15 protein-coding genes are annotated in these 22,203 nt (G+C 69.6%); 12 read left to right on the top strand and 3 right to left on the bottom strand.

The window, feature by feature from the left end; all coding sequences use genetic code 11:
• The 11 genes from dnaJ (at position 1) to E2169_RS00980 (ending at position 15,954) form a co-directional block, all read left to right on the top strand.
• On the top strand, positions 1 to 1,134 hold the full coding sequence (gene dnaJ / locus E2169_RS01030) for a molecular chaperone DnaJ (protein WP_132984767.1): 1,134 nt from the start codon (positions 1 to 3) through the stop codon (positions 1,132 to 1,134).
• Positions 1,135 to 1,207: 73 nt separating this feature from the next.
• Positions 1,208 to 1,921, top strand: coding sequence for a 4-hydroxy-tetrahydrodipicolinate reductase (dapB, locus tag E2169_RS01025; RefSeq protein WP_132984766.1), 714 nt, complete (start codon positions 1,208 to 1,210; stop codon positions 1,919 to 1,921).
• A gap of 136 nt (positions 1,922 to 2,057) precedes the next feature.
• Positions 2,058 to 3,179 (top strand): glutamine-hydrolyzing carbamoyl-phosphate synthase small subunit, encoded by a 1,122-nt coding sequence (gene carA, locus E2169_RS01020; protein WP_132984765.1) that lies wholly within the window; start codon positions 2,058 to 2,060, stop codon positions 3,177 to 3,179.
• Positions 3,179 to 6,424: a carbamoyl-phosphate synthase large subunit gene (carB, locus tag E2169_RS01015; RefSeq protein ID WP_132984764.1), complete on the top strand. Its 3,246-nt coding sequence runs from the start codon at positions 3,179 to 3,181 to the stop codon at positions 6,422 to 6,424. Before carA ends, carB begins: the two co-directional genes overlap by 1 nt.
• On the top strand, positions 6,421 to 6,894 hold the full coding sequence (gene greA / locus E2169_RS01010; RefSeq protein ID WP_132984763.1) for a transcription elongation factor GreA: 474 nt from the start codon (positions 6,421 to 6,423) through the stop codon (positions 6,892 to 6,894). The genes carB and greA overlap by 4 nt, the downstream gene beginning before the upstream one ends.
• A 7-nt stretch (positions 6,895 to 6,901) precedes the next feature.
• A complete protein-coding gene (locus tag E2169_RS01005) occupies positions 6,902 to 7,843 on the top strand; it encodes a phosphoglycerate mutase (RefSeq protein WP_132984762.1) in 942 nt (313 codons plus the stop codon).
• A complete protein-coding gene (gene recJ / locus E2169_RS01000) occupies positions 7,840 to 9,603 on the top strand; it encodes a single-stranded-DNA-specific exonuclease RecJ (protein ID WP_132984761.1) in 1,764 nt (587 codons plus the stop codon). The genes E2169_RS01005 and recJ overlap by 4 nt, the downstream gene beginning before the upstream one ends.
• 307 nt (positions 9,604 to 9,910) lie before the next feature.
• Positions 9,911 to 11,039, top strand: a protein-coding gene (gene prfB, locus E2169_RS00995; RefSeq protein WP_132984760.1) for a peptide chain release factor 2 whose coding sequence is annotated in 2 segments (ribosomal slippage) — positions 9,911 to 9,985 and positions 9,987 to 11,039 — 1,128 coding nt in all. Because the reading frame shifts where the segments join, the coding sequence is not laid out codon by codon here.
• 25 nt (positions 11,040 to 11,064) lie between these two features.
• Positions 11,065 to 12,591, top strand: coding sequence for a lysine--tRNA ligase (gene lysS, locus E2169_RS00990; RefSeq protein WP_229659194.1), 1,527 nt, complete (start codon positions 11,065 to 11,067; stop codon positions 12,589 to 12,591).
• A 163-nt stretch (positions 12,592 to 12,754) separates the two neighbouring features.
• Positions 12,755 to 13,819 (top strand): response regulator, encoded by a 1,065-nt coding sequence (locus E2169_RS00985; RefSeq protein ID WP_132984758.1) that lies wholly within the window; start codon positions 12,755 to 12,757, stop codon positions 13,817 to 13,819.
• A gap of 5 nt (positions 13,820 to 13,824) precedes the next feature.
• A complete protein-coding gene (locus tag E2169_RS00980) occupies positions 13,825 to 15,954 on the top strand; it encodes an ATP-binding protein (RefSeq protein WP_132984757.1) in 2,130 nt (709 codons plus the stop codon).
• A 12-nt stretch (positions 15,955 to 15,966) separates the two neighbouring features.
• On the opposite strand, the gene E2169_RS00975 is transcribed toward E2169_RS00980, so the two are convergent.
• Positions 15,967 to 16,887 (bottom strand): crotonase/enoyl-CoA hydratase family protein, encoded by a 921-nt coding sequence (locus E2169_RS00975; RefSeq protein WP_132984756.1) that lies wholly within the window; start codon positions 16,885 to 16,887, stop codon positions 15,967 to 15,969.
• A gap of 180 nt (positions 16,888 to 17,067) precedes the next feature.
• A complete protein-coding gene (locus tag E2169_RS00970; RefSeq protein ID WP_132984755.1) occupies positions 17,068 to 18,747 on the bottom strand; it encodes a long-chain fatty acid--CoA ligase in 1,680 nt (559 codons plus the stop codon).
• Between the two features lie 146 nt (positions 18,748 to 18,893).
• On the opposite strand from E2169_RS00970, the gene E2169_RS00965 reads away from it, so the two are divergent.
• Positions 18,894 to 19,346, top strand: a complete 453-nt coding sequence (locus E2169_RS00965; protein ID WP_229659123.1) for a nuclear transport factor 2 family protein — start codon at positions 18,894 to 18,896, stop codon at positions 19,344 to 19,346.
• Positions 19,347 to 19,387: 41 nt separating this feature from the next.
• Here the strand turns inward: E2169_RS00965 and acnA are convergent, their stop codons facing one another.
• Positions 19,388 to 22,141: an aconitate hydratase AcnA gene (acnA, locus tag E2169_RS00960; protein ID WP_132984753.1), complete on the bottom strand. Its 2,754-nt coding sequence runs from the start codon at positions 22,139 to 22,141 to the stop codon at positions 19,388 to 19,390.
• Between the last annotated feature and the right edge of the window lie 62 nt (positions 22,142 to 22,203).

Raw genomic sequence — 22,203 nt, 5'->3', positions numbered from 1 at the left:
TTGAGCAAGCGCGACTACTACGACGTCCTCGGTGTCGGCCGTGCCGCCACCGAGGACGAGCTGAAGAAGGCCTATCGCCGCTGTGCGATGAAGCACCATCCCGACCGCAACCCCGGCGACCATGCCGCCGAGGCCGCGTTCAAGGAGTGCAAGGAGGCCTACGAGGTGCTGTCCGACGGCGGCAAGCGCCGCATGTACGACCAGCACGGCCACGCGGCGTTCGAGCACGGCATGGGCGGCGGCAACGCCGGCCCGGGCTTTGGCGGCGCCGACATGGGCGACATCTTCGGCGACATCTTCGGCAACATTTTCGGCGGTGGCGGCGGTCCGCGCGGGCCGCGCCGCGGCGCCGACATCGGCTACGTGATGGAGCTCGACCTCGGGGAAGCCGTGGCCGGCGTCGAGCGCCGGATCGAGCTGCCCAGCCTGGCCGAGTGCGAACCCTGCAAGGGCACGGGCTCCGAAGACGGGGTGCTCGAGACCTGCGAAACCTGCCATGGCCACGGCCAGGTGCGCTTCCAGCGCGGCATCTTCTCGATGCAGCAGCCGTGCCCGTCCTGCCACGGCCGCGGCAAGACGTTCCAGACGCCGTGCCCGGCCTGTCGCGGCAACGGCCGCGTGGAAGAAGAGAAGGTGCTGTCGGTCAAGGTGCCCGCGGGAGTCGACAACGGCGACCGTATCCGCCTGTCCGGCGAGGGCGAGGCTGGTCCGTCCGGCACCCAGCCCGGCGACCTGTATGTCGAGATCCGCGTGCGCGAGCACGACATCTTCCAGCGTGACGGCGACGACCTGCACTGCGAGGTGCCGATCCGCATTTCCCAGGCCACGCTCGGCGACACCGTGCGCGTGCCCACGCTTGGCGGCGAGGCGGAGATCCGCGTGCCCGCCGAGACCCAGACCGGCAAGGTCTTCCGCCTGCGCGACAAGGGCGTGAAGTCGGTGCGCAGCCGTGCTCCGGGCGACCTCTACTGCAAGGTGGTGGTCGAGACGCCGGTCAACCTGACCAACGAGCAGCGCGAGCTGCTGGAGCAGCTGGAGGCGACCTTCGTTGGCGACAACGCGCGCCGCCACTCGCCGAAGTCCAGCACCTTCGTCGACGGCGTGAAGGGCTTCTGGGAGCGGATGACCTCCTGAGGGCGCGCCGCCGCGTTGGCGACGCACGCGATCTTCCTTGTCGGGGCCAGCGCACACGGCTAGCCTTGCCCGCATGGGCGAGCCGACACGATTCCTGATCCACGGTGCCAGCGGTCGCATGGGCCGGGCGCTGTTGCGCCTGTGCGCCGAGGGCGAGGCCGGCGATTGCAACGTGGTCGCGGCGGTCTCCCGCCGGCCCGCACAGCGCGTGGTCGACGGCGTGCCGCACTTCGCCGCCACCGAGCTGGCAGGCGTTCCCGCGTTCGACGTCGCGGTCGACTTCAGCCTGCCCGAGGGCTTCGACCCGCTGTTGGCACTGTGCCGGCAGCGCGGGGCAGCGCTGGTCTCCGGCACCACCGGGCTCTCGGACGGGCAGCGGCAGGCGATGGCCGACGCCGCGGCGGCGATCCCCGTGCTCTGGGCCGCCAACTTCAGCCTCGGCGTGGCCGTGCTCGAGGAACTGGTCGAGCGCGCGGCCGCGAGCCTGGCCGGCTGGGACTGCGACATCGTCGAAACCCACCACGTGCACAAGAAGGATGCGCCCTCGGGAACCGCGCTGGCCCTCGGGGCCGCGGCGGGGCTGGGCGGGGCGGACGCGCGCTACGCCAGCCTGCGCGCCGGCGATGTCGTGGGCGAGCACCTCGTGCAGTTCACGGGCATGGGTGAGCGGGTCGAACTGGTCCACCGCGCCACCAACCGCGACGTGTTCGCACGCGGCGCACTGCACGTCGCCGCGCGCCTGCGCGGCCGCGAAGCCGGGGTCTGGCGCCTCCGCGACCTGCTCTGACGCACGCGCGTTCACGTTCCGTGCTGGCGCAGCCCGGTCCGCGCCGGTATCATTCCCGCTCGCCTGAACCACCTCGCCTCCGGGCCGGCCGATGCCGGGCCGGCGGTGTCTTGCAACCCCACGTAGGCGACCGCCAGTGACCCCACCTGCAATCCTCGCGCTCGAAGACGGCACTGTCTTCGAAGGCGTATCCGTCGGCGCGCCCGGCCTCTCCGTCGGCGAAGTCGTGTTCAACACGGCGATGACCGGCTACCAGGAGGTCCTCACCGACCCCTCGTACGCGCGCCAGATCGTCACCCTGACCTATCCGCACATCGGCAACACCGGCTGCACCGGCGAGGACGAGGAGTCCGGCCAGGTCTGGTCGGCGGGCCTGGTGGTGCGCGACGTGCCGCGCCGTCCCAGCAGCTGGCGCAGCCGCGCGGCGCTACCGGAATGGCTGGCCGACCGCGGCGTGGTCGCCATCGCCGGCATCGACACCCGCCGCCTGACCCGCCTGCTGCGCGAGCGTGGCTCGCAGAACGGCGCGGTGATGGCCGGCGACATCGATGTCGACCGCGCGCTCGAGGCCGCGCGCAAGTTTCCCGGCCTGAAGGGCATGGACCTGGCCGGGGTGGTCAGCACCGACGCCCGCTACCAGTGGACCGAGGGCGGCCTGGACCTGGACAGCGGCGAGTGGCGCAGCGCGCAGCAGCGCTTCCGCGTCGTGGCCTGGGACTTCGGCGTGAAGCGCAACATCCTGCGCATGCTGGCCGAGCGCGGCTGCGACGTCACCGTGGTGCCTGCGCGTACCACCGCGGCCGAGGCGCTCGCGCTGAAGCCCGACGGCGTGTTCCTGTCCAACGGCCCCGGCGATCCGGAGCCCTGCGACTACGCGATCGAAGCGATCCGCGACGTGCTGGCCGCGAAGGTGCCGACCTTCGGCATCTGCCTCGGCCACCAGCTGCTCGGCCTGGCCGTGGGCGCGCGCACGATGAAGATGGCCAACGGCCACCACGGCGCCAACCACCCGGTGCAGGACCTGGAGACGGGCAGGGTGATGATCACCTCCCAGAACCACGGCTTCGCCATCGACGAGGCCACGCTGCCGGCCGGCGTCCGCGTCACCCACCGTTCGCTGTTCGACGGCAGCAACCAGGGCATCGCCCTCGACGACGCGCCGGCCTTCAGCTTCCAGGGCCACCCCGAGGCCGCCCCCGGCCCGCACGACGTGTCCCACCTGTTCGACCGCTTCATCGCGCTGATGGAGGCGCACTGATGCCCAGGCGCACTGATCTCAAGACCATCCTCATCATCGGCGCCGGCCCGATCGTCATCGGCCAGGCCTGCGAGTTCGACTACTCCGGCGCGCAGGCCTGCAAGGCCCTGCGCGAGGAGGGCTACCGCGTGGTGCTGGTGAACTCCAACCCGGCCACGATCATGACCGACCCGGACACGGCGGACGCGGTCTACATCGAGCCGATCACCTGGCAGATGGTCGAGAAGATCATCGCCAAGGAACGCCCGGACGCCCTGCTGCCGACCATGGGTGGGCAGACCGCGCTCAACTGCGCGCTCGACCTCGCCGACAACGGCGTGCTCGAGAAGTACGGCGTGGAGCTGATCGGCGCCAGGCGCGAAGCCATCATGATGGCCGAGGACCGCGAGCTGTTCCGCGTGGCGATGGCCGAGATCGGCCTGGAATGCCCCAAGGCCGAGGTCGCGAAGACCTTCGAGCAGGCGGTCGACATCCAGACGCGTGTCGGCTACCCCACCATCATCCGCCCCAGCTTCACTCTGGGCGGCAGTGGTGGCGGCATCGCCTACAACAAGGAAGAGTTCGAGGAGATCGCCAGGCGCGGCCTGGAGCTGTCGCCGGTGGGCGAGATCCTGGTCGAGGAGTCGGTGCTGGGCTGGAAGGAGTTCGAGATGGAGGTGGTCCGCGACACCGCGGACAACTGCATCATCGTCTGCTCGATCGAGAACCTCGATGCGATGGGCGTGCACACCGGCGATTCGATCACGGTCGCGCCGGCGCAGACGCTGACCGACCGCGAGTACCAGCGCCTGCGCCAGGCCTCGATCGACGTGCTGCGCAAGATCGGCGTCGACACCGGCGGCTCCAACGTCCAGTTCGGCATCAATGCCGAGACCGGGCGCGTGGTGGTGATCGAGATGAATCCGCGCGTGTCGCGGTCCTCGGCGCTGGCGTCCAAGGCCACCGGCTTCCCGATCGCCAAGGTCGCGGCCAAGCTCGCGGTGGGCTACACGCTCGACGAACTCAGGAACGACATCACCGGCGGCCTGACCCCGGCGTCCTTCGAACCCTCGATCGACTACGTGGTCACCAAGATCCCGCGCTTCGCCTTCGAGAAGTTCCCGCAGGCCGATTCGCGCCTGACCACCCAGATGAAGTCGGTGGGCGAGGTGATGGCGATCGGCCGGACCTTCCAGGAATCGCTGCAGAAAGCCCTGCGCGGGCTGGAGACGGGCAAGGTCGGCCTCGACCCCACCGGACTCGACCTGGTCTCGGAAGAGGGCCGGGCCGCGCTCCGCCGCGAGCTGCGCGAGCCCAAGCCCGATCGCCTGTTCCACGTCGCCGACGCCTTCCGCGCCGGGATGACGGTGGACGAGGTGTTCGCGCTGTCGTGGATCGACCCCTGGTTCCTCGACCAGATCGAGGACCTCGTCGCCGCCGAGCGCGAGGCCGGGGCCGGCGGCGTCGACGCGCTGGACGCGCCGCGCCTGCGCGTGCTCAAGCGCATGGGCTTCTCCGACGCCCGCCTGGCGCAGTTGGTCGGCGTCGAGGAAAAGGCGGTGCGCGCCCTGCGCCGCGCCTTCGGCATCAAGCCGGTCTACAAGCGCGTGGATTCCTGCGCCGCCGAGTTCGCGACCACCACCGCCTACCTGTACTCCACCTACGAGGAAGAGTGCGAGGCCGAACCCACCGGCCGCGACAAGATCATGGTGCTCGGCGGCGGTCCCAACCGCATCGGCCAGGGCATCGAGTTCGACTACTGCTGCGTGCACGCGGCGCTCGCCCTGCGCGAGGACGGGTACGAGACCATCATGGTCAACTGCAACCCGGAAACCGTGTCCACCGACTACGACACCTCCGACCGCCTGTACTTCGAGCCGGTGACGCTGGAGGACGTGCTCGAGATCGTCGAGCTCGAGAAGCCCAAGGGCGTGATCGTCCACTACGGCGGGCAGACGCCGCTGAAGCTTGCGCGCGCGCTGGAAGCCAACGGCGTGCCGATCATCGGCACCTCGCCCGACTCGATCGACCTGGCGGAGGACCGCGAGCGCTTCCAGAAGCTGGTCGACACGCTGGGCCTGAAGCAGCCGCCCAACCGCACCGCGCGCAGCGCCGAGCAGGCGCTGGTGCTGGCGCGCGAGATCGGCTACCCGCTGGTGGTGCGCCCGAGCTACGTGCTCGGCGGCCGCGCGATGGAAGTGGTGCACGCCGAGGCCGACCTCGAGCGCTACATGCGCGAGGCGGTGAAGGTGTCCAACGATTCGCCGGTGCTGCTCGACCGCTTCCTCGACAACGCGGTCGAGGTCGACATCGACGTCATCGCCGACAGGGATGGCCAGGTGCTGATCGGCGGCCTGATGGAGCACATCGAGGAGGCCGGCGTGCACTCCGGCGACTCGTCCTGCTCGCTGCCGCCGTACTCGCTGTCGGAAGCCACCAAGGCGCGCCTGCGGGAGCAGGTCACGGCCATGGCGCGCGCGCTCGGGGTGGTCGGGCTGATGAACACCCAGTTCGCGGTGCAGTCCGACGACGAGGGCGAGGACACCATCTTCCTGCTCGAGGTCAACCCGCGCGCCTCGCGCACGGTGCCATTCGTGTCCAAGGCCACCGGCGTGCCGCTGGCCAAGATCGCGGCGCGCTGCATGGCCGGCCGCACGCTGGCCGGGCAGGGCGTGACCACCGAAGTCGTCCCCGGCTATTACTCGGTGAAGGAAGCGATCTTCCCCTTCGCCAAGTTCCAGGGCGTGGACCCGATCCTCGGCCCCGAGATGCGCTCGACCGGCGAGGTCATGGGCGTGGGCCAGAGCTTCGGCGCCGCCTTCGCGCGGGCGCAGGAGGCGGCAGGGATCATGGCGCCGATGCCGGGCAAGGCCTTCGTGTCCGTGCGCGATCCGGACAAGAAGCGCCTGCTGCCGGTGGCGCATGCGCTGCTCGAGCGCGGGTTCTCGCTGGTCGCGACCTCGGGCACCGCCAACTGGCTGCGCGAGCACGGCGTCGACTGCGAGCAGGTCAACAAGGTGGCCGAAGGCCGGCCGCACATCGTCGACCTGATCAAGAACGGCGATATCGCCTACATCGTCAACACCACGGAAGGGCGCCAGGCGATCGCGGACTCGTTCTCGATCCGCCGCGAGGCGCTGCAGCAACGGGTGACCTATTCGACCACCATTGCCGGTGCGAAGGCCTTGCTGCATTCTCTGGATTATCGCGGCAGCGGCCCGGTGTGGGCGCTGCACGAACTGCATGAGGAGTTGAAGAAGACATGAGACCACCGATCACGGCACAGGGCGCGCAGCGGCTGCGCGCGGAACTGGAAGAGCTGAAGAGCGTCCAGCGGCCTGCCGTCATCAATGCGATCGCCGAGGCGCGTGCGCACGGCGATCTGAAGGAAAATGCGGAGTACCACGCCGCGCGCGAGCAGCAGGGCTTCATCGAGGGCCGCATCAAGCAGCTCGAAGGAGAGCTGTCGCACGCGCAGGTGATCGACGTGTCCACGCTCAAGGTCGGCGACAGGGTGGTGTTCGGCGCCACCGTGGTGCTGGCCGACGAAGAGAGCGGCGCGGAGAAGCGCTACCAGATCGTTGGCGACCTCGAGGCCAACATCAAGAACGGCCAGATCGCGATCTCGTCGCCGGTCGCGCGTGCGCTGATCGGCAAGCACGCCGGCGACGTCGTCACCATCGAGGCGCCCGGCGGCACCAGCGAGTACGAGATCGTCGAGGTCAGCTACGGCTGATCCGGCGATGCCGGCTTCCAGCACCATCACATTGCTGCTCCCGGCCGCTGCGCGGCTCGGGCGGCAGCGCCTGTCCGCGGCGAACGCGAAGCTGGTCGGGCGCGGCAAACGCCAGCCCGACGGCGAGCCCGGGCGGCGTGCACAGCTGCTCCGGCATTTCCCGCTGCGCGGCGAGGGCTGGCCGATCGCGGCGCTGTCCCGCCAGGCCGAGGCCGGCGACGCCGCGGGCGCGGCCTGGCTGCGCGCCGATCCGGTCTGGCTGCGTCCGGACATCAACGGCGTGCGACTGCTGGCGCACGGTGATGCCCTGGGGCTGACGCGCGAAGACTGCGACGAACTGCTGCCCGCGCTGCGGCCGCTGTTTGGCGACGCCGGCTTCATGCTCGACGCGCCGCATCCGGCGCGCTGGTACCTGCGCCTCCCGGAAGGAGCGAAGGTGCCATCGTTCTCCGACCCCGGCGATGCGCTGGGCGAGGACGTCTTCGACCATCTCGACACCAGTCCCGAGGGCCGGCGCTGGCGCATCCTGGCCAGCGAGGCCCAGGTGACGCTGCACAACCATCCGCTCAATGCGCGACGCGCCGCGCGCGGCCAGGCGCCGGTCAACGCGCTCTGGTTCTGGGGCGGCGGCCGGCTGCCCACGGTGGCGGGCGAGGGTGCTGCGACCGGCTACAGCGGAGACGACACCGCGCGTGCGCTGGCCGCGGCCAGCGGGCGTGGCGAGCCCTTGCCGGAGCGCTTGGGTGGCGAACCCGGCGTGTACGACATCGAAGGCACGCGCGACCTCGAGTGGATCGAACGCGAGTGGCTCCTGCCAGCGCTCGATGCGCTGCGTGCGGGTCGCATCGGCGAGCTGCAGCTGGATGACGGCGGCGGCTGGCGGCTGGCGCTGCGTCGCCGGCACCTGATGCGGTTCTGGCGCCGCCCCGCGTCCTGGCCGGCGCAGTGACGCCATCGCGCAACATCCGGCGGCGTCAGCTCCCCGAGACCGGCCAGGAGGCCAGCTGGCCGGCCGACGTCCCACCGCTGCTGCGCCGCATCTATGCCGCACGCGGCGCAGCGGACATCGACGCTGCGCGCCCGAGGCTGGCCGCCCTGCTGCCGCCTGACGGCCTGCTCGACCTGGATCGCGCCACCGGGTTGCTGGCGTCGGCCATCCTCGATGGCCGGCGCATCCTCGTGGTCGGCGACTTCGACTGCGATGGCGCCACTGCGTGCGCCGTGGCCGTGCGTGGCCTGCGCATGCTCGGTGCGCGCGAGGTGCTGCACGCCGTGCCCAACCGCATGGTCCACGGCTACGGGCTGTCGCCTGCGCTGGTGGAGGAACTGGCGCCGCTGCGCCCGGACCTGCTGGTCACCGTCGACCATGGCATCGCCTGCCACGCAGGCATCGACGCGGCCAAGGCGCTCGGCTGGCAGGTGCTGGTCACCGACCACCACCTGCCCGGCGACCGGCTGCCGGCGGCGGATGCGATCGTGAATCCGAACCGCGAAGGCGACGGCTTCCCCGGCAAGTCGCTGGCCGGCGTCGGCGTCATGTTCTACGTACTGCTGGCGCTGCGCGCGCGGCTGCGCGACGAGGGCCGGCTCGAGGGCAGGGGTCCCGACCTCGCGCAGCTGCTCGACCTCGTCGCCGTCGGCACCGTGGCCGACCTGGTGCCGCTGGATGCCAACAACCGCGCGCTGGTGGCCGCGGGCCTGCGCCGGCTGCGCGCGGGGCAGGGCTGCGCCGGACTCGAGGCCCTGATCGAGGTCTCCGGCCGCCGCGCCGGGGCCCTGGTCGCGGCCGACATCGGCTTCGCGATCGGCCCACGCTTGAACGCTGCCGGACGCCTCGAGGACATGGCCCTGGGCATCGAATGCCTGCTCTGCGACGACCCTGCGGCGGCGCGTGGGCTGGCACAGCGCCTGGACGCGATCAACCGCGAGCGTCGCAGCGTGCAGCAGGCGATGCTCGACGAGGCCGAACGGGCGCTCACGGCGCAGATGCTGGATGTGCTGGCGCAGGGCAGCGGCGCGACGGCCGCCATCTGTGCATTCGATCCCGGCTGGCATCCCGGCGTCGTCGGACTGGTGGCGTCGAAGCTCAAGGAGCGCATGCATCGGCCGGTGGTCGCCTTCGCGCCCTCGGAGCCCGGCAGTGCCAGCCTGCGGGGTTCGGCGCGCTCCATTCCCGGCTTCCACGTGCGCGACGCACTGGCGGCTGTCGACGTCCGCCATCCCGGCCTCATCGAACGCTTCGGTGGCCACGCCATGGCCGCCGGCCTGACCCTGGATGCCGCGCGCCTGCAGGAATTCGAAGCCGCCTTCCAGGCCCACGCCGCCGCCACGCTCGATGCCTCCACGCTGCAGGCCACCATCGACAGCGACGGCGCGCTTGCGCCGGCCGAGTTCGATCGCGCCCACGCCGAAGCCCTGCGCGACGGCGGACCCTGGGGGCAGGGCTTCCCGGAACCCGTGTTCGACGGCATGTTCGAGGTCGTCAACTGGCGCATCGTCGGCGAGCGCCACCTCAAGCTGACCCTGCGCCTGGACGGGCGCCGCGAGACGCTCGCCGCGATCCACTTCGGCGGCTGGCGGGAGCAGCCGCCCCCGGTGCGGCTGCACATCGCCTACCGCCTCGCGCCGGACGACTACCGCGGCGGCGGCGCCGTCCAGCTCGTCGTCGAATACGCGGAGCCGGCCGACGGCGGTGCTCAGGCGGACTGACTTGCCTCCCGCGGGTCCGCGGCGGCCCGAGGCTTGACCCTGTGCAGCCCGGACAGTGGCCGCCTCGTCTCCAATGCCGCCGGCAACACGGTCACCACCTGGATCGACCTCAATTGCCTGGAGCCGGACCAGGTGCCGGCGATGTCCTCATACACCTGGCCGACGGCACCAGGCTTCCGTGCAGCCGTCGTCACCGGGAGACGCTGCGTGGCGCAGTCGCGGCCACGGGTACCGGTTGAGGGTCGAGGCCCGGCGGCCTGCCGGAAATTGCTAGAATCCGCCTCTTTCCACGCGGATCTACAAGCAGATGATGGAGCTCAATCCCGTCCGCCAGCGCATCGCCGACCTCAAGGGCCGGCTGGATGCGCTGAGGGGGTTTCTTTGACTACGACACCAAGAGCGAGCGCCTCGAAGAAGTAGAGCGCGAACTCGAGAGTCCCGACGTCTGGAACGATCCCGCCCGCGCGCAGGCGCTGGGGCGCGAGCGCTCGCTGCTGGACAAGACCGTCAACGGCATCCGCGACATGACCGAGGGCCTGGTGGGCGCCGCGGAGCTGCTGGACCTGGCCGAGGCCGAGGACGACGACGACACCTCGCAGGCGGTCGCCACCGATGTCGAGCGGCTGGCCGGGCAGGTCGAGAAGCTCGAGTTCCAGCGCATGTTCTCGGGGCAGATGGATTCCGCCAACGCCTTCGTCGACATCCAGGCCGGCGCCGGCGGTACCGAGGCCCAGGACTGGGCCGAGATGCTGCTGCGCATGTACCTGCGCTGGTGCGAGGACCGCGGCTGGAAGACCGAGCTCATGGAAGTCAGCGGCGGTGACGTCGCCGGCGTCAAGTCGGCCACGTTCCGCGTCGAGGGCGAGTACGCCTACGGCTGGCTGAAGACCGAGATCGGCGTGCATCGCCTGGTGCGCAAGTCGCCGTTCGACTCCGACAACCGCCGCCATACCAGCTTCACATCGGTGTTCGTATCGCCGGAAGTCGATGACGACATCGACATCCAGATCAACCCGGCCGACCTGCGGACCGACGTGTACCGTTCTTCCGGCGCCGGCGGCCAGCACGTCAACAAGACCGAGTCGGCGGTGCGCATCACCCACATCCCGACCAACACCGTGGTCGCCTGCCAGAACGGGCGCAGCCAGCACCAGAACCGCGACACCGCGATGAAGATGCTGGCCGCCAAGCTCTACGAACTCGAAGTGCAGAAGCGCAACGTCGAGAAGGACGCGCTGGAAGCCACCAAGTCCGACATCGGCTGGGGCAGCCAGATCCGCAACTACGTGCTCGACCAGAGCCGCATCAAGGACCTGCGCACCGGCATCGAGCGTTCGGATACGCAGAACGTGCTCGATGGCGACCTGGACGAATTCATCGAGGCCAGCCTGAAGTCGGGGCTGGAGGTCGGGTCGAAGCGGTTGGATGCGGTTTGAGGTCGAGGAGGCCAGCGTGACGAAGATTGATCCAGGCGCTGCGGCCGCAGCGCCCGCGGACGAGAACAGCCTGATCGCGGAGCGCCGCGGCAAGCTGGCTGCGCTGCGCGGGCAGGGCATCGCGTTCCCCAACGACTTCCGCCGCAGCGACCACGCCGGTGACCTGCAGGGCGAATACGCCGATGCGGACCAGTGGAACGCCGAAGCCCTCGAGGCCAGCGGCCGCAGGGTCGCGGTGGCCGGGCGCATGCTGGCCAAGCGGGTGATGGGCAAGGCCGCGTTCGTGGAGCTGCAGGACGTGAGCGGCAGCATCCAGCTGTTCCTGCAGGCCAATACGCTGGGCGACACCTACCAGGCGTTCAAGTCCTGGGACGTCGGCGACATCATCGCCGCCGAGGGCGGACTCACGCGCACGCGCACCGGCGAGCTGTCGGTCAAGGCCGCTTCGCTGCGGTTGCTGACCAAGTCGCTGCGCCCGCTGCCGGACAAGTGGCACGGCCTGGCGGACGTCGAACAGCGCTACCGCCAGCGCTACGTCGACCTGATCGTGAACCCGGAGGCGCGCGACGTGTTCGTGGTGCGCTCGAAGGTGATCGCGGCCATGCGCCGCTGGCTCGACGCGCGCCGCTTCCTGGAAGTGGAGACGCCGATGATGCATTACATCGCCGGCGGCGCCACCGCGCGCCCGTTCACCACCCACCACAACGCGCTCGACCTCGAGCTCTACCTGCGCGTGGCGCCCGAGCTTTACCTCAAGCGCCTGGTCGTGGGCGGATTCGAGCGCGTCTACGAGATCAACCGCAACTTCCGCAACGAGGGCGTGAGCACCCGCCACAACCCCGAATTCACGATGCTCGAACTGTACGAGGCCTATGCCACGTACACCGAGGTCATGGACCTGACCGAACGGATGATCCGCGACGTGGCGATGGAGGCCACCGGCGGCAGCCGCTTCGAATGGGATGGCCAGGACATCGACCTTGCGCCGGCCTTCCGCCGCTGGAAGATGGAAGACGCGGTGCGCGAGCTCAATCCGGGGATCACGGCCGCCGACTGCCGCGATCGCGACGTGCTTGCCGCCCATTGCGCGCGCCTGAAGGTCGCGGTGAAGCCGTCCTGGGGCTGGGGCAAGCTGCTGCTCGAACTCTTCGAAGCGACCGTGGAAGAGGGGCTGGTGCAGCCGACCTTCATCACCCATTACCCGGTGGAAGTGTCGCCGCTGGCGCGCGAATCCGACACCGAGCCGGGCATCACCGACCGGTTCGAGCTGTTCATCGGCGGCAAGGAGATGGCCAACGGTTTCTCCGAACTCAACGATCCCGAGGACCAGGCCGCGCGCTTCCGCGCCCAGGTCGATGCCAAGGCCGGAGGCGACGACGAGGCCATGCACTACGACGCCGACTACATCCGCGCGCTTGAAGTGGGCATGCCGCCGACCGGTGGACTGGGCGTGGGCATCGACCGGCTGGTGATGCTGCTGACCGGCTCGGCCTCGATCCGCGACGTGTTGCTGTTTCCCTACATGCGCCCGCAGGGCGCCGTCCAGGAGTGACGCACAGGGGCAGGGTTTGCCCGATCCCTCCCGGTTCTGACGTATTCTCCGGGTGCAAGGGTCCCCAACGGGGGATCGGGCCGGGCACGGGATATGCGTGCCTCCACGTCTGGCGGCGCCTGCGTGCCGCGCCGGAACCCATCGGGCTTGGGGACATGATCAGGTGAACATCGTCATCGTCGACGACCAGACCTCCGCGCGCACCATGCTGCGGCACATCCTCGAGGACATCAGTCCCGAGCTGAGGGTGCTCGACTTCAGCGATCCGCAGGAGGCCCTGCGCTGGTGCGAGGCCAATCGCCCCGACCTGCTGCTGCTCGACTACCGCATGCCGGTGATGGACGGACTGGAGTTCGCACGCCGCTTCCGGCGTCCGATGCAGCATCGCGACGTGCCCATCGTGCTGGTGACCGTGGTCGGTGACGAACCGATCCGCCAGGCCGCGCTGGATGCCGGCGTGATCGACTTCCTGGTCAAACCGGTGCGCCCGCGCGAACTGCGTGCGCGCTGCCGCAACCTGCTGCAGCTCCGCCAGCAGGCCGAATCGGTCAAGCAGCGCGCGCTGTCGCTCGAGCAGCGCCTGCTGTCGAGCATGCACGAGGTCGAGGAGCGCGAGCGCGAAACCCTGACCCGGCTTGCGCGCGCCATCGCCTATCGCGACGCCGGCACCAGCGCCAACCTGGCGCGCCTGGCCGCGGTGGCCGGCATCGTCGCCGAAGGCCTGGGCCTGGGCGAGGACGAGGTCCGCACCATCGAGCTGGCCGCGCCGCTGCACGACATCGGCAAGATCGCCATCCCCGACGCGGTGCTGCTCAAGCCCGGCCCGCTGACCCGGGACGAGCTCACGGTCATGCGCAGGCATCCCGAGATCGGCCACGAACTGCTGAAGGACAGCCAGAACCGTTTCGTGCAGATGGGCGCGAGCATCGCCCTGCGCCACCAGGAGCGCTACGACGGCAGCGGTTATCCCGATGGCCTGGTCGGCGACGCCATTCCGCTGGAGGCGCGCGTGGTGGCGGTGGCCGACGTCTTCGACGCGCTGCTGTCCGAGCGTCCGTACAAGCGCGCCTGGTCCATGGATGAAACCTTCGACTACATCGTCGAGGAAAGCGGGCGGCTGTTCGATCCGCGCTGCGTCGACGCCCTGGTCGCCAACCGCGCACGCGTGGAGGAGACCTGCGCGCACTACGCGGCAGGCATGGCCACCATCGGGGCCGGCGGGGCCTGACTGCCATGGTCGCCGCCCTGCAGTGGGCCAGGCAGCGCCTGGCGAACCGCCCCGACAGCGAGCACGGGCAGGCGCTGGTTCGCCTGGCGATGCTGGTGCTGGTCGTGGTCTACCTGCAGCTGGTGGTCAGCGGGCGACCGGAGGTCGCACAGGCGCTCCAGCTGTCGCAGCAGTTGCTGGCGGTCGAGTTCGGGGTCTGCTTCCTGATCCTGGGCTGGCTGCTGGCGCGCCCCGGCGTGTCATACCCGCGCCGCGTGCTGGGGATGATCGCCGACTACAGCCTGATGGGCCTTGGGTTGTACCTGCTTGGCGACTTGCTGGCCTGGATGTACGTGGTGATCCTGTGGGTCACCGTCGGCAACGGCCTGCGCTACGGCCCGCGCTGGCTGTACGTGGCGATCGGCTTCGCCGCGGTGTCCTACGGCGCGGTGCTCGCGACCACGCCGTACTGGCAGCAGAACCTGTGGCTTGGCTACGGACTGCTGTTGGGACTCGCCGCGGTGCCGCTGTACCTGAGCTCGCTGCTGCGCCAGCTGGTGCAGGCCACCGAGGCCGCGCAGGCCGCCAACCGGGCCAAGAGCCGCTTCCTCGCCAACATCAGCCACGAGCTGCGCACGCCGCTCAACGGCATCCTGGGCATGTCCGAGCTGCTGTCGTCGACGACGCTCACCTCCGAGCAGCGCGACAGCGCCGAGGTCATCCGCACCTCGGCCCGGGCGCTGCAGATGGTGGTGGACGAGGTGCTGGACCTGTCCAGCCTGGAGGCCGGCAAGTTCCGGCGCAGCGACGCCGACTTCTCGCTCTCCGAGCTGACCCGCGGCATCCAGCTGATGCTCGAACCGGGCGCCCAGGCCAAGGGGCTGGGGTTCGAGGCGCGGATCGGCGACAAGGTGCCCACGCTGCTGCACGGCGACGGCAACCACCTGCGCCATGTGCTGGTCAACCTGTTGTCGAACGCGATCAAGTTCACCGATGCCGGGCGCGTTTCGCTCGAGGTCGAGCGGCTGCCGGTCGACGACGGCCTGGCCTGGCTGCGCTTCTCGGTGCGCGATACCGGCATCGGCATCGCGGAGTCCAACCAGCAGCGGATCTTCGAGGCCTTCGAACAGGCCGACAACGGCCACGGACGCCGTTTCGGGGGCACCGGACTGGGTACCACCATCGCCAAGGCGCTGGTCGAGCAGCTCGGCGGCAGCATCGGCCTGGAAAGCCAGCCGGGGGCCGGTTCGCACTTCTGGGTGGACCTGCCGTTCGTGGTGCCGGAGCCGACGGTCGACAGCGGCAATGTCATCGCTTTCAGCGACCCCTTTGTGCGCCATCGCGCGCGCGTGCGACCGATGCGCATCCTGGTGGCCGACGACCAGGGCGCCAACCTCATGGTCATGCGGCGACTGCTGGAAAAGGCCGGCCATCGGGCGCAGGTGGTCGACGATGGCGAGGACGTCCTGGCTGCGCTCGAAGCCCAGTCCTTCGACGTGGTGATCATCGACCTGCACATGCCTGGCGGCAGCGGCGTTGAAGTGATCAAGCAGGCCCGGTTCATGGAGGCCGGCCGCCGGCGCACGCCGTTCATCGTGCTCACCGCCGATGCCACGCCCGAGGCCCGCGCCGAGTGCGAGCGCGCCGGCGCCTTCGCCTTCATGACCAAGCCGGTGGTCGTCGACCGCCTGCTCGGGCGCCTGGCCGCGATCGCCGAAGGCGAAGCCCCGCTGGCCGGGGCGCCCGAAACGCAGCCGATGGACGCGGACAAGGGCGACGGCAGCGTGATCTCGCAGCACATCCTGGAAGAGCTCCGGGAAATGGGGCTGGGCGAGGAGTTCGTGCACCGGTTCCTGGGCGAATGCGCGCGTGATGCGCGCAAGTGCCTGGCCGAACTCGAGGCCGCCGGCACGTCGCGCCAGTGGGATGCCTTCCGCGACGCCTGCCACGCGCTCAAGGGTGCGGCGGGCAACATGGGCGCGGTGCGGCTGTCCGAAAGCGCGTCCCAGGGCATGCGCATGCACAGCGACGAGCTGGGGCGCGAATGGGCGGGTGCCGTGCGCCTGCTCCGCCAACAGCTGGAGCAGGCACTGGCTGCGCTGCGCGCGCGCGGCGACCTGGTACTGGACGCGGCGAGCGGGCCCGACAGCGCCTGAGGGCGCCTGGGCTCAGTGGCCGCGGGCGAGGGCCGTCGCTTCCGCCGGTCCGGGGCGCTGGAGCTGCGCGCGGACCAGCCGCTCCATCATCCGCAGCTGGCGGTCGCCGAGCTGCAGCGCGGTGTCCACCCAGATCCGGGTGACGTCCATCAGTTCGCCGTGCGACACCGGGTTGACCGTGTCACGCACGCGGTGCAGGGCGAGCCGCGCCGCGGCGATGCGGCGGTTCTGCCGGATCACTTCGTTGACCGCGCGCACGCCTTCGCCGCGCTCGACAAGCACGTCGACGATGCCCATCTCGTGCAGCTGCTCGCTGCTGTACATCAATCCGTCGAGCATCATCGCCTCGGCGCGCTTGGGGCCGATGCGCGGCGACAGCAGCGAGTAGGCACCCATGCCCGGGAACAGGCCGAACAGCACTTCCGGGAAGCCCATCTGCACGCCGCGCTCGGCGACGATGGTCTGGCAGGCGAGGGCGAGTTCGAAGCCGCCGCCCAGCGCGTCGCCCTCGACCAGGGCGATGGTGTGGGCGGTCGGGTGCAGGCGGGTGTGCAGCAGGTGGATGCTGTCCACGCACTCGGTGGCGTAGCGCAGCAGGCCGTCGCGGTCGCGTTCCCGGATCAGCCTGGCGAAGAGCTCCAGGTCGCCGCCGAGGTTGAAGACATGCGCGTCCGAGCCGATAACGATGTGCGACAGGGGCGGGGCGGGGCCGGTCGCGGCGGCCACCGTGGCTTCGCAGCCTTCGATGGCTTCGCGGGCGAACAGCCGCAGCTCCCGGAGCAGGCGGGGGGAGAAACAGGGGCGGTACGAGGCGTCGCGGAAGGCCTCACTGGCATGCATATGGCACCAGTGCGAGGCGTTCGAGGGATCGTGGGAGATGCGGATCGTGGCCAGGTCCGTGGCGGTGGTGCCGTGCAGCAATTCAACGTTCATGTGGGGGTCCCCTGACGTGCAGGACGCCTCCGGCCGGGCCCGCAGGCGGCGTCCTGGAAAGATGATGAATGCCCGATACCGGGCATCTATGCGCTGTTTCCCGCGTCGGGGCAAGCGGGGACGTCAGTGGAAGGGGGGCTGAGGGTCCCTTGCGGATAAAAGTGTGAGCTTCATCACATTTCAGCCCGGAGTTTCGTCCCGAAGCTCCCGGCGCAGGATCTTGCCCACATTCGTCTTGGGCAGCTCGTCACGGAACTCGATGAAGCGGGGCTGCTTGTAGCCGGTGAGCTCGTTCCGGGCGTGGGCCTTGACCTGATCGACGGTCAGCGACGGGTCCTTCTTCACGATCACCAGCTTCACCGCCTCGCCGGACTTCTCGTCCGGGACGCCGACCGCGGCGACCTCGAGCACGCCCGGCATCATCGCGATCACGTCCTCGACCTCGTTGGGGTACACGTTGAAACCCGAGACCAGGATCATGTCCTTCTTGCGGTCGACGATGTAGAAGAAGCCGCCTTCGTCCATGCGCGCCATGTCGCCGGTGTGCAGCCAGCCATCGGCATCGATCGCGGTGCCGGTGTCCTCGGGGCGGTTCCAGTAGCCGCGCATCACCTGCGGACCCTTGATGCACAGCTCGCCGACCTCGCCGACCGGGAGCATGCGGCCTTCCTCGTCCTTCACGCAGGCGTCGGTGGAGGGCACCGGCAGGCCGATGGAGCCGTTGTAGTCGGCCAGGTCCATCGGGTTGATGCAGGCCGCCGGGGACGTCTCGGTGAGGCCATAGGCTTCGATCAGCGGCACGCCCGTGACCTTCTTCCAGCGCTCGGCCACCGAGCGCTGCACGGCCATGCCGCCACCCAGCGTCAGCCGCAGCTGCGAGAAGTCGATCTCATCGAAGCCGGGGGTGTTGAGCAGGCCGTTGAACAGCGTGTTGACGCCGGTGATCGCGGTGAAGGGCTCGCGCTTGAGCTCCTTGACGAAGCCGGGCATGTCGCGCGGGTTGGTGATCAGGATGTTCTTGGCGCCGAACTTGGTGAACACCAGGCCGTTCGCCGTCAGCGCGAAGATGTGGTACAGCGGCAGCGCGGTGACGATGACTTCCTGGCCCGGCTTCGCCTGCTTGCTGACCCAGGCCGAAGCCTGCTGCATATTGGCCACCAGGTTGCGGTGGGTGAGCATGGCGCCCTTGGCCACGCCCGTGGTGCCGCCGGTGTACTGCAGGAAGGCGATGTCCTCGCGGTCGATGTCGACCGCGGGCGCCGGGTGCGCCGCGCCGGCCTTGAGCGCGTCGCGGAAGCGGATCGTGCCCGGGATGGCGTAGTCGGGCACCATCTTCTTCACGTGGCGGACGACGAAGTTCACGATCGCGCTCTTCGGGAAGCCGAGCATGTCGCCGAGGCCGGTGGTGATGACCTTCTCGATCTTGCTGTCGGGCAGCACCTTCTGCATCACGTGGCCGAAGTTGTCCATCACCAGGATCGCGCGCGCGCCGGAGTCGACCAGCTGGTGGCGCAGTTCGCGGGCGGTGTACATCGGGTTGGTATTGACCACCGCGAGCCCGGCGCGCAGCGCGCCGAAGGTGGCGATCGGGTATTGCAGGCAGTTGGGCATCATGATCGCGATGCGATCGCCCTTCTTGAGCTTGAGGACGTCGAGGAGGTAGGACGCGAAGCGGTTGCTGAGTTCGTCCAGCTCGCCATAGGTGATCGAGACGCCCATGTTGGAGAACGCGGGCTGGTCGCGGTATTTGTCGATCGCCTCCTGCAGGAGCGCGGGGATCGAGGGGTACTCGTCGGCATCGATTTCCGCCGGGATCCCTTCCGGATAGTTCGCCAGCCACGGCCGTTCAGTACTGCTCATTCATTCCCCCTCGGGCTGTTTGCCGCCACGATCCATGCCTTGGCGTATCGTCTCGATTGGATCACAGGCTTCCGCCATGCGGCAAGGCGCAGTGCAGCTATGCTGGCGTGGAGACGGATACGCAGCGGGGAAGGGGCATGCCGGGAGTGAATGCAGGGAACATCGCGCCGTGGCGCGCCCTGGTCGCGTTGCTGATGCTGTGCGTGATCGCGACCGGCTGCGCGCGCACGCCGCCCGAACAGGCCCTGCGCGAGGCCCTCGACGGGCTGCAGGTGGCTATCGAGTCGCGCGATGCGGGCGATGTCGCCGGCTTCCTCGCCGACGACTTCATCGGGCCGGGAGGACTCGACCGCGATGGCGCCCGGCGCCTGGCCGCGCTCCACTTCATGCGCCATGGCGGCGTCGGCGTCCTGCCCGGGCCCCTGGACATCGAGCTGCAGGATGCCCACGCCCGGGTGCGCTTCAGCGCGGTGCTGTCCGGCGGAAGCGGGCGCCTGCTGCCCGACAGCGCCCGCGCCTGGCAGGTCGACACCGGCTGGCGCCTGGTCGACGGGGACTGGCGGATGACCAGCGCCGACTGGACGCCGGCGCTGCGTTGAAACAGGCGGCGGGCGCGTGGCCCGCCGCATCAGGCCCAGGCTCAGGCGCCGCGCCTGCCGGCCAGCTGGCGCAGCACGTAGTGCAGCAGGCCGCCGTTGCGGAAGTACTCGACCTCCTTGGGCGTCAGCAGCATGACCTCGGCCTGGAAGACCTTGCTGCTGCCGTCGGTCGCGGTCGCGGTGACCGTTGCGCGCTTGGCCGCGCCGTCCTCGAGGCCGGTGATCGCAAAGGTCTCGGTGCCGTCCAGGCCGAGGGACGTGGCGCTTTCGCCCTCGATGAACTGCAGCGGGAGCACGCCCATGCCGACGAGGTTGGAGCGGTGGATGCGCTCGAAGCTTTCCGTGATCACCGCCTTCACGCCCAGCAGGTTGGTGCCCTTGGCCGCCCAGTCGCGCGACGAGCCGGTGCCGTACTCCTTGCCGGCGATCACGACCAGCGGCGTGCCGTCGGCCTTGTACTTCATCGCCGCGTCGTAGATCGGCATCTTCTCCGGTGGGTTGCTGCCGAAGTACAGCGTGTTGCCGCCTTCCTCGCCGCCGAAGAACCGGTTCTTGATGCGGATGTTGGCGAAGGTGCCGCGCACCATGACGTCGTCGTTGCCGCGGCGCGAACCGTAGCTGTTGAAGTCCGCGGGCTGCACGCCGCGCGACTGCAGGAACAGGCCCGCGGGCGAGTCCTTCTTGATCGAGCCGGCCGGCGAGATGTGGTCGGTGGTGATCGAATCGCCGAACAGGCCGAGCACGCGCGCGCCGTGGATGTCCTCGATGGCGCCGACCTCCATGGTCATGCCGTCGAAGTAGGGCGGGTTCTTGATGTAGGTCGAGGCTTCGTCCCAGGGATAGAGCTCGCTTTCAGGCGAGGCCATCGAATTCCAGCGCGTGTCGCCCTTGAACACGTCGGCGTAGTTCGCCGCGAACATCTCGGGGCCGACGGTGGCGGCGATGGTGTCGCCGATCTCCCTGTTGCTGGGCCAGATGTCGCGCAGGTAGACGTCCTTGCCGTCCCGGTCCTGTCCCAGCGGCTCGCTGGTCAGGTCGATGTCGACCGTGCCGGCGATGGCATAGGCCACCACCAGCGGCGGCGAGGCGAGGTAGTTCATCTTCACCTCGGCGTGGATGCGGCCCTCGAAGTTGCGGTTGCCCGACAGCACCGCGGCCACCGCCAGGTCGTTCTCGGCGATGCCCTTCGACACCGCTTCGGGCAGCGGCCCGGAGTTGCCGATGCAGGTGGTGCAGCCGTAGCCGACGACGAAGAAGCCGAGCTTCTCCAGCTCGTCCATCAGCCCGGCTTTCTTCAGGTAGTCGGTGACCACCAGCGAGCCCGGGCCGAGCGAGGTCTTCACCCACGGCGCCGCCTTCAGGCCCTTGGCCACCGCGTTGCGCGCCAGCAGTCCGGCACCGAGCATCACCGCCGGGTTGGAGGTGTTGGTGCAGGAGGTGATGGCGGCGATCACCACCGAACCGTCGGCAAGGTGGTGTTCGCCGTCGTCCAGGCTGATCTTCGACACCGGCTTGGCCGCCAGGCGGTCGGCCTGGGGCTGGTCGCCACCCTCGGTGGCGAGCTCGTGCACCGCGCAGCCGACCTTGCGGTTGGCCACGAAGCCGGTGACGTTGGTGTTGAAGTTGTCCTTCATGTCCTCCAGCAGCACGCGGTCCTGCGGGCGCTTGGGGCCGGCCAGCGAGGGCTTGACCGTGGCCATGTCGAGTTCGACCACCGAGGAGTAGCTGGCTTCGGTCTGGCCCGGCTCGTGCCACAGGCCCTGCGCCTTCGCGTAGGCCTCGACCAGGGCGATCTGCTCTTCGCTGCGTCCCGACAGGCGCATGTAGCGCGTGGCTTCCGCGTCGATCGGGAAGATGCCGCAGGTGGCGCCGTACTCGGGCGACATGTTGCCGATGGTGGCGCGGTCGGCCAGCGGCAGGTGCTGCAGGCCTTCGCCGAAGAACTCGACGAACTTGCCCACCACGCCGTGGCTGCGCAGCATCTGGGTGACGGTCAGCACCAGGTCGGTGGCGGTGGCGCCCTCGGGCATCCTGCCGGTCAGCTTGAAGCCGACCACCTGCGGGATCAGCATCGACGAGGGCTGGCCGAGCATCGCCGCCTCGGCCTCGATGCCGCCCACGCCCCAGCCCAGCACGCCGATACCGTTGATCATCGTGGTGTGGCTGTCGGTGCCGAACACGGTGTCCGGGAAGGCCCAGGTTTCGCCGTCGACGTCGCGTTCCATGACCACGCGGGCGAGATGCTCCAGGTTCACCTGATGGACGATGCCGGTGTTGGGCGGCACCACCTTGAAGTCCTCGAAGGCGTTCTGGCCCCAGCGCAGGAAGCCGTAGCGCTCCTTGTTGCGCTCGAACTCGATCTTGCCGTTGAGGTCGAGCGCGTCGGCGCGCCCGAAGACGTCGACCTGGACCGAGTGGTCGATCACCAGCTCGGACGGGATCAGCGGGTTGATCTGCTCCGGGCTGCCGCCCAGGCGCGCGACCGCGTCGCGCATCGCGGCCAGGTCGACCACGCAGGGCACGCCGGTGAAGTCCTGCAGCACCACGCGCGCCGGCATGAAGGCGATCTCGGTGTCGGGCTCTGCAGTCGCGTCCCAGCGCGCCACGGCTTCGATGTGCTCCTTTCCGACCGTGACCCCGCCGTCCTCGTGGCGGAGCAGGTTCTCCAGCAGGATCTTCATGGAGTAGGGCAGGCGGGCGAGGTCGAACTGCTTGCCGAGTTTCGCGAGGCTGGCATAGGCGTAGGACTTGCCGTTGACCTCGAGGCGGTCGCGGGTGGAGAAGGAATCGGCCATGGCTGGGCTCCTTGTGTTCGGATGGCGTGGCGGGCTGGCAGGCCGCCAGTCTACGTATGAAT

Source organism: Luteimonas terricola (assembly GCF_004352845.1).
Taxonomy (GTDB): domain Bacteria; phylum Pseudomonadota; class Gammaproteobacteria; order Xanthomonadales; family Xanthomonadaceae; genus Luteimonas; species Luteimonas terricola.
Note: the sequence above shows the minus strand (reverse complement) of the source record. Positions and strands in the feature narration are given on the sequence as shown.

Coding starts and splice junctions, on each gene's coding strand:
- dapB (WP_132984766.1), top strand. CDS start 1,208: ATGGGCGAGCCGACACGATTCCTGATCCACGGTGCCAGCGGTCGCATG.
- carB (WP_132984764.1), top strand. CDS start 3,179: ATGCCCAGGCGCACTGATCTCAAGACCATCCTCATCATCGGCGCCGGC.
- greA (WP_132984763.1), top strand. CDS start 6,421: ATGAGACCACCGATCACGGCACAGGGCGCGCAGCGGCTGCGCGCGGAA.
- E2169_RS01005 (WP_132984762.1), top strand. CDS start 6,902: ATGCCGGCTTCCAGCACCATCACATTGCTGCTCCCGGCCGCTGCGCGG.
- E2169_RS00980 (WP_132984757.1), top strand. CDS start 13,825: ATGGTCGCCGCCCTGCAGTGGGCCAGGCAGCGCCTGGCGAACCGCCCC.
- E2169_RS00975 (WP_132984756.1), bottom strand. CDS start 16,887: ATGAACGTTGAATTGCTGCACGGCACCACCGCCACGGACCTGGCCACG.
- E2169_RS00970 (WP_132984755.1), bottom strand. CDS start 18,747: ATGAGCAGTACTGAACGGCCGTGGCTGGCGAACTATCCGGAAGGGATC.
- acnA (WP_132984753.1), bottom strand. CDS start 22,141: ATGGCCGATTCCTTCTCCACCCGCGACCGCCTCGAGGTCAACGGCAAG.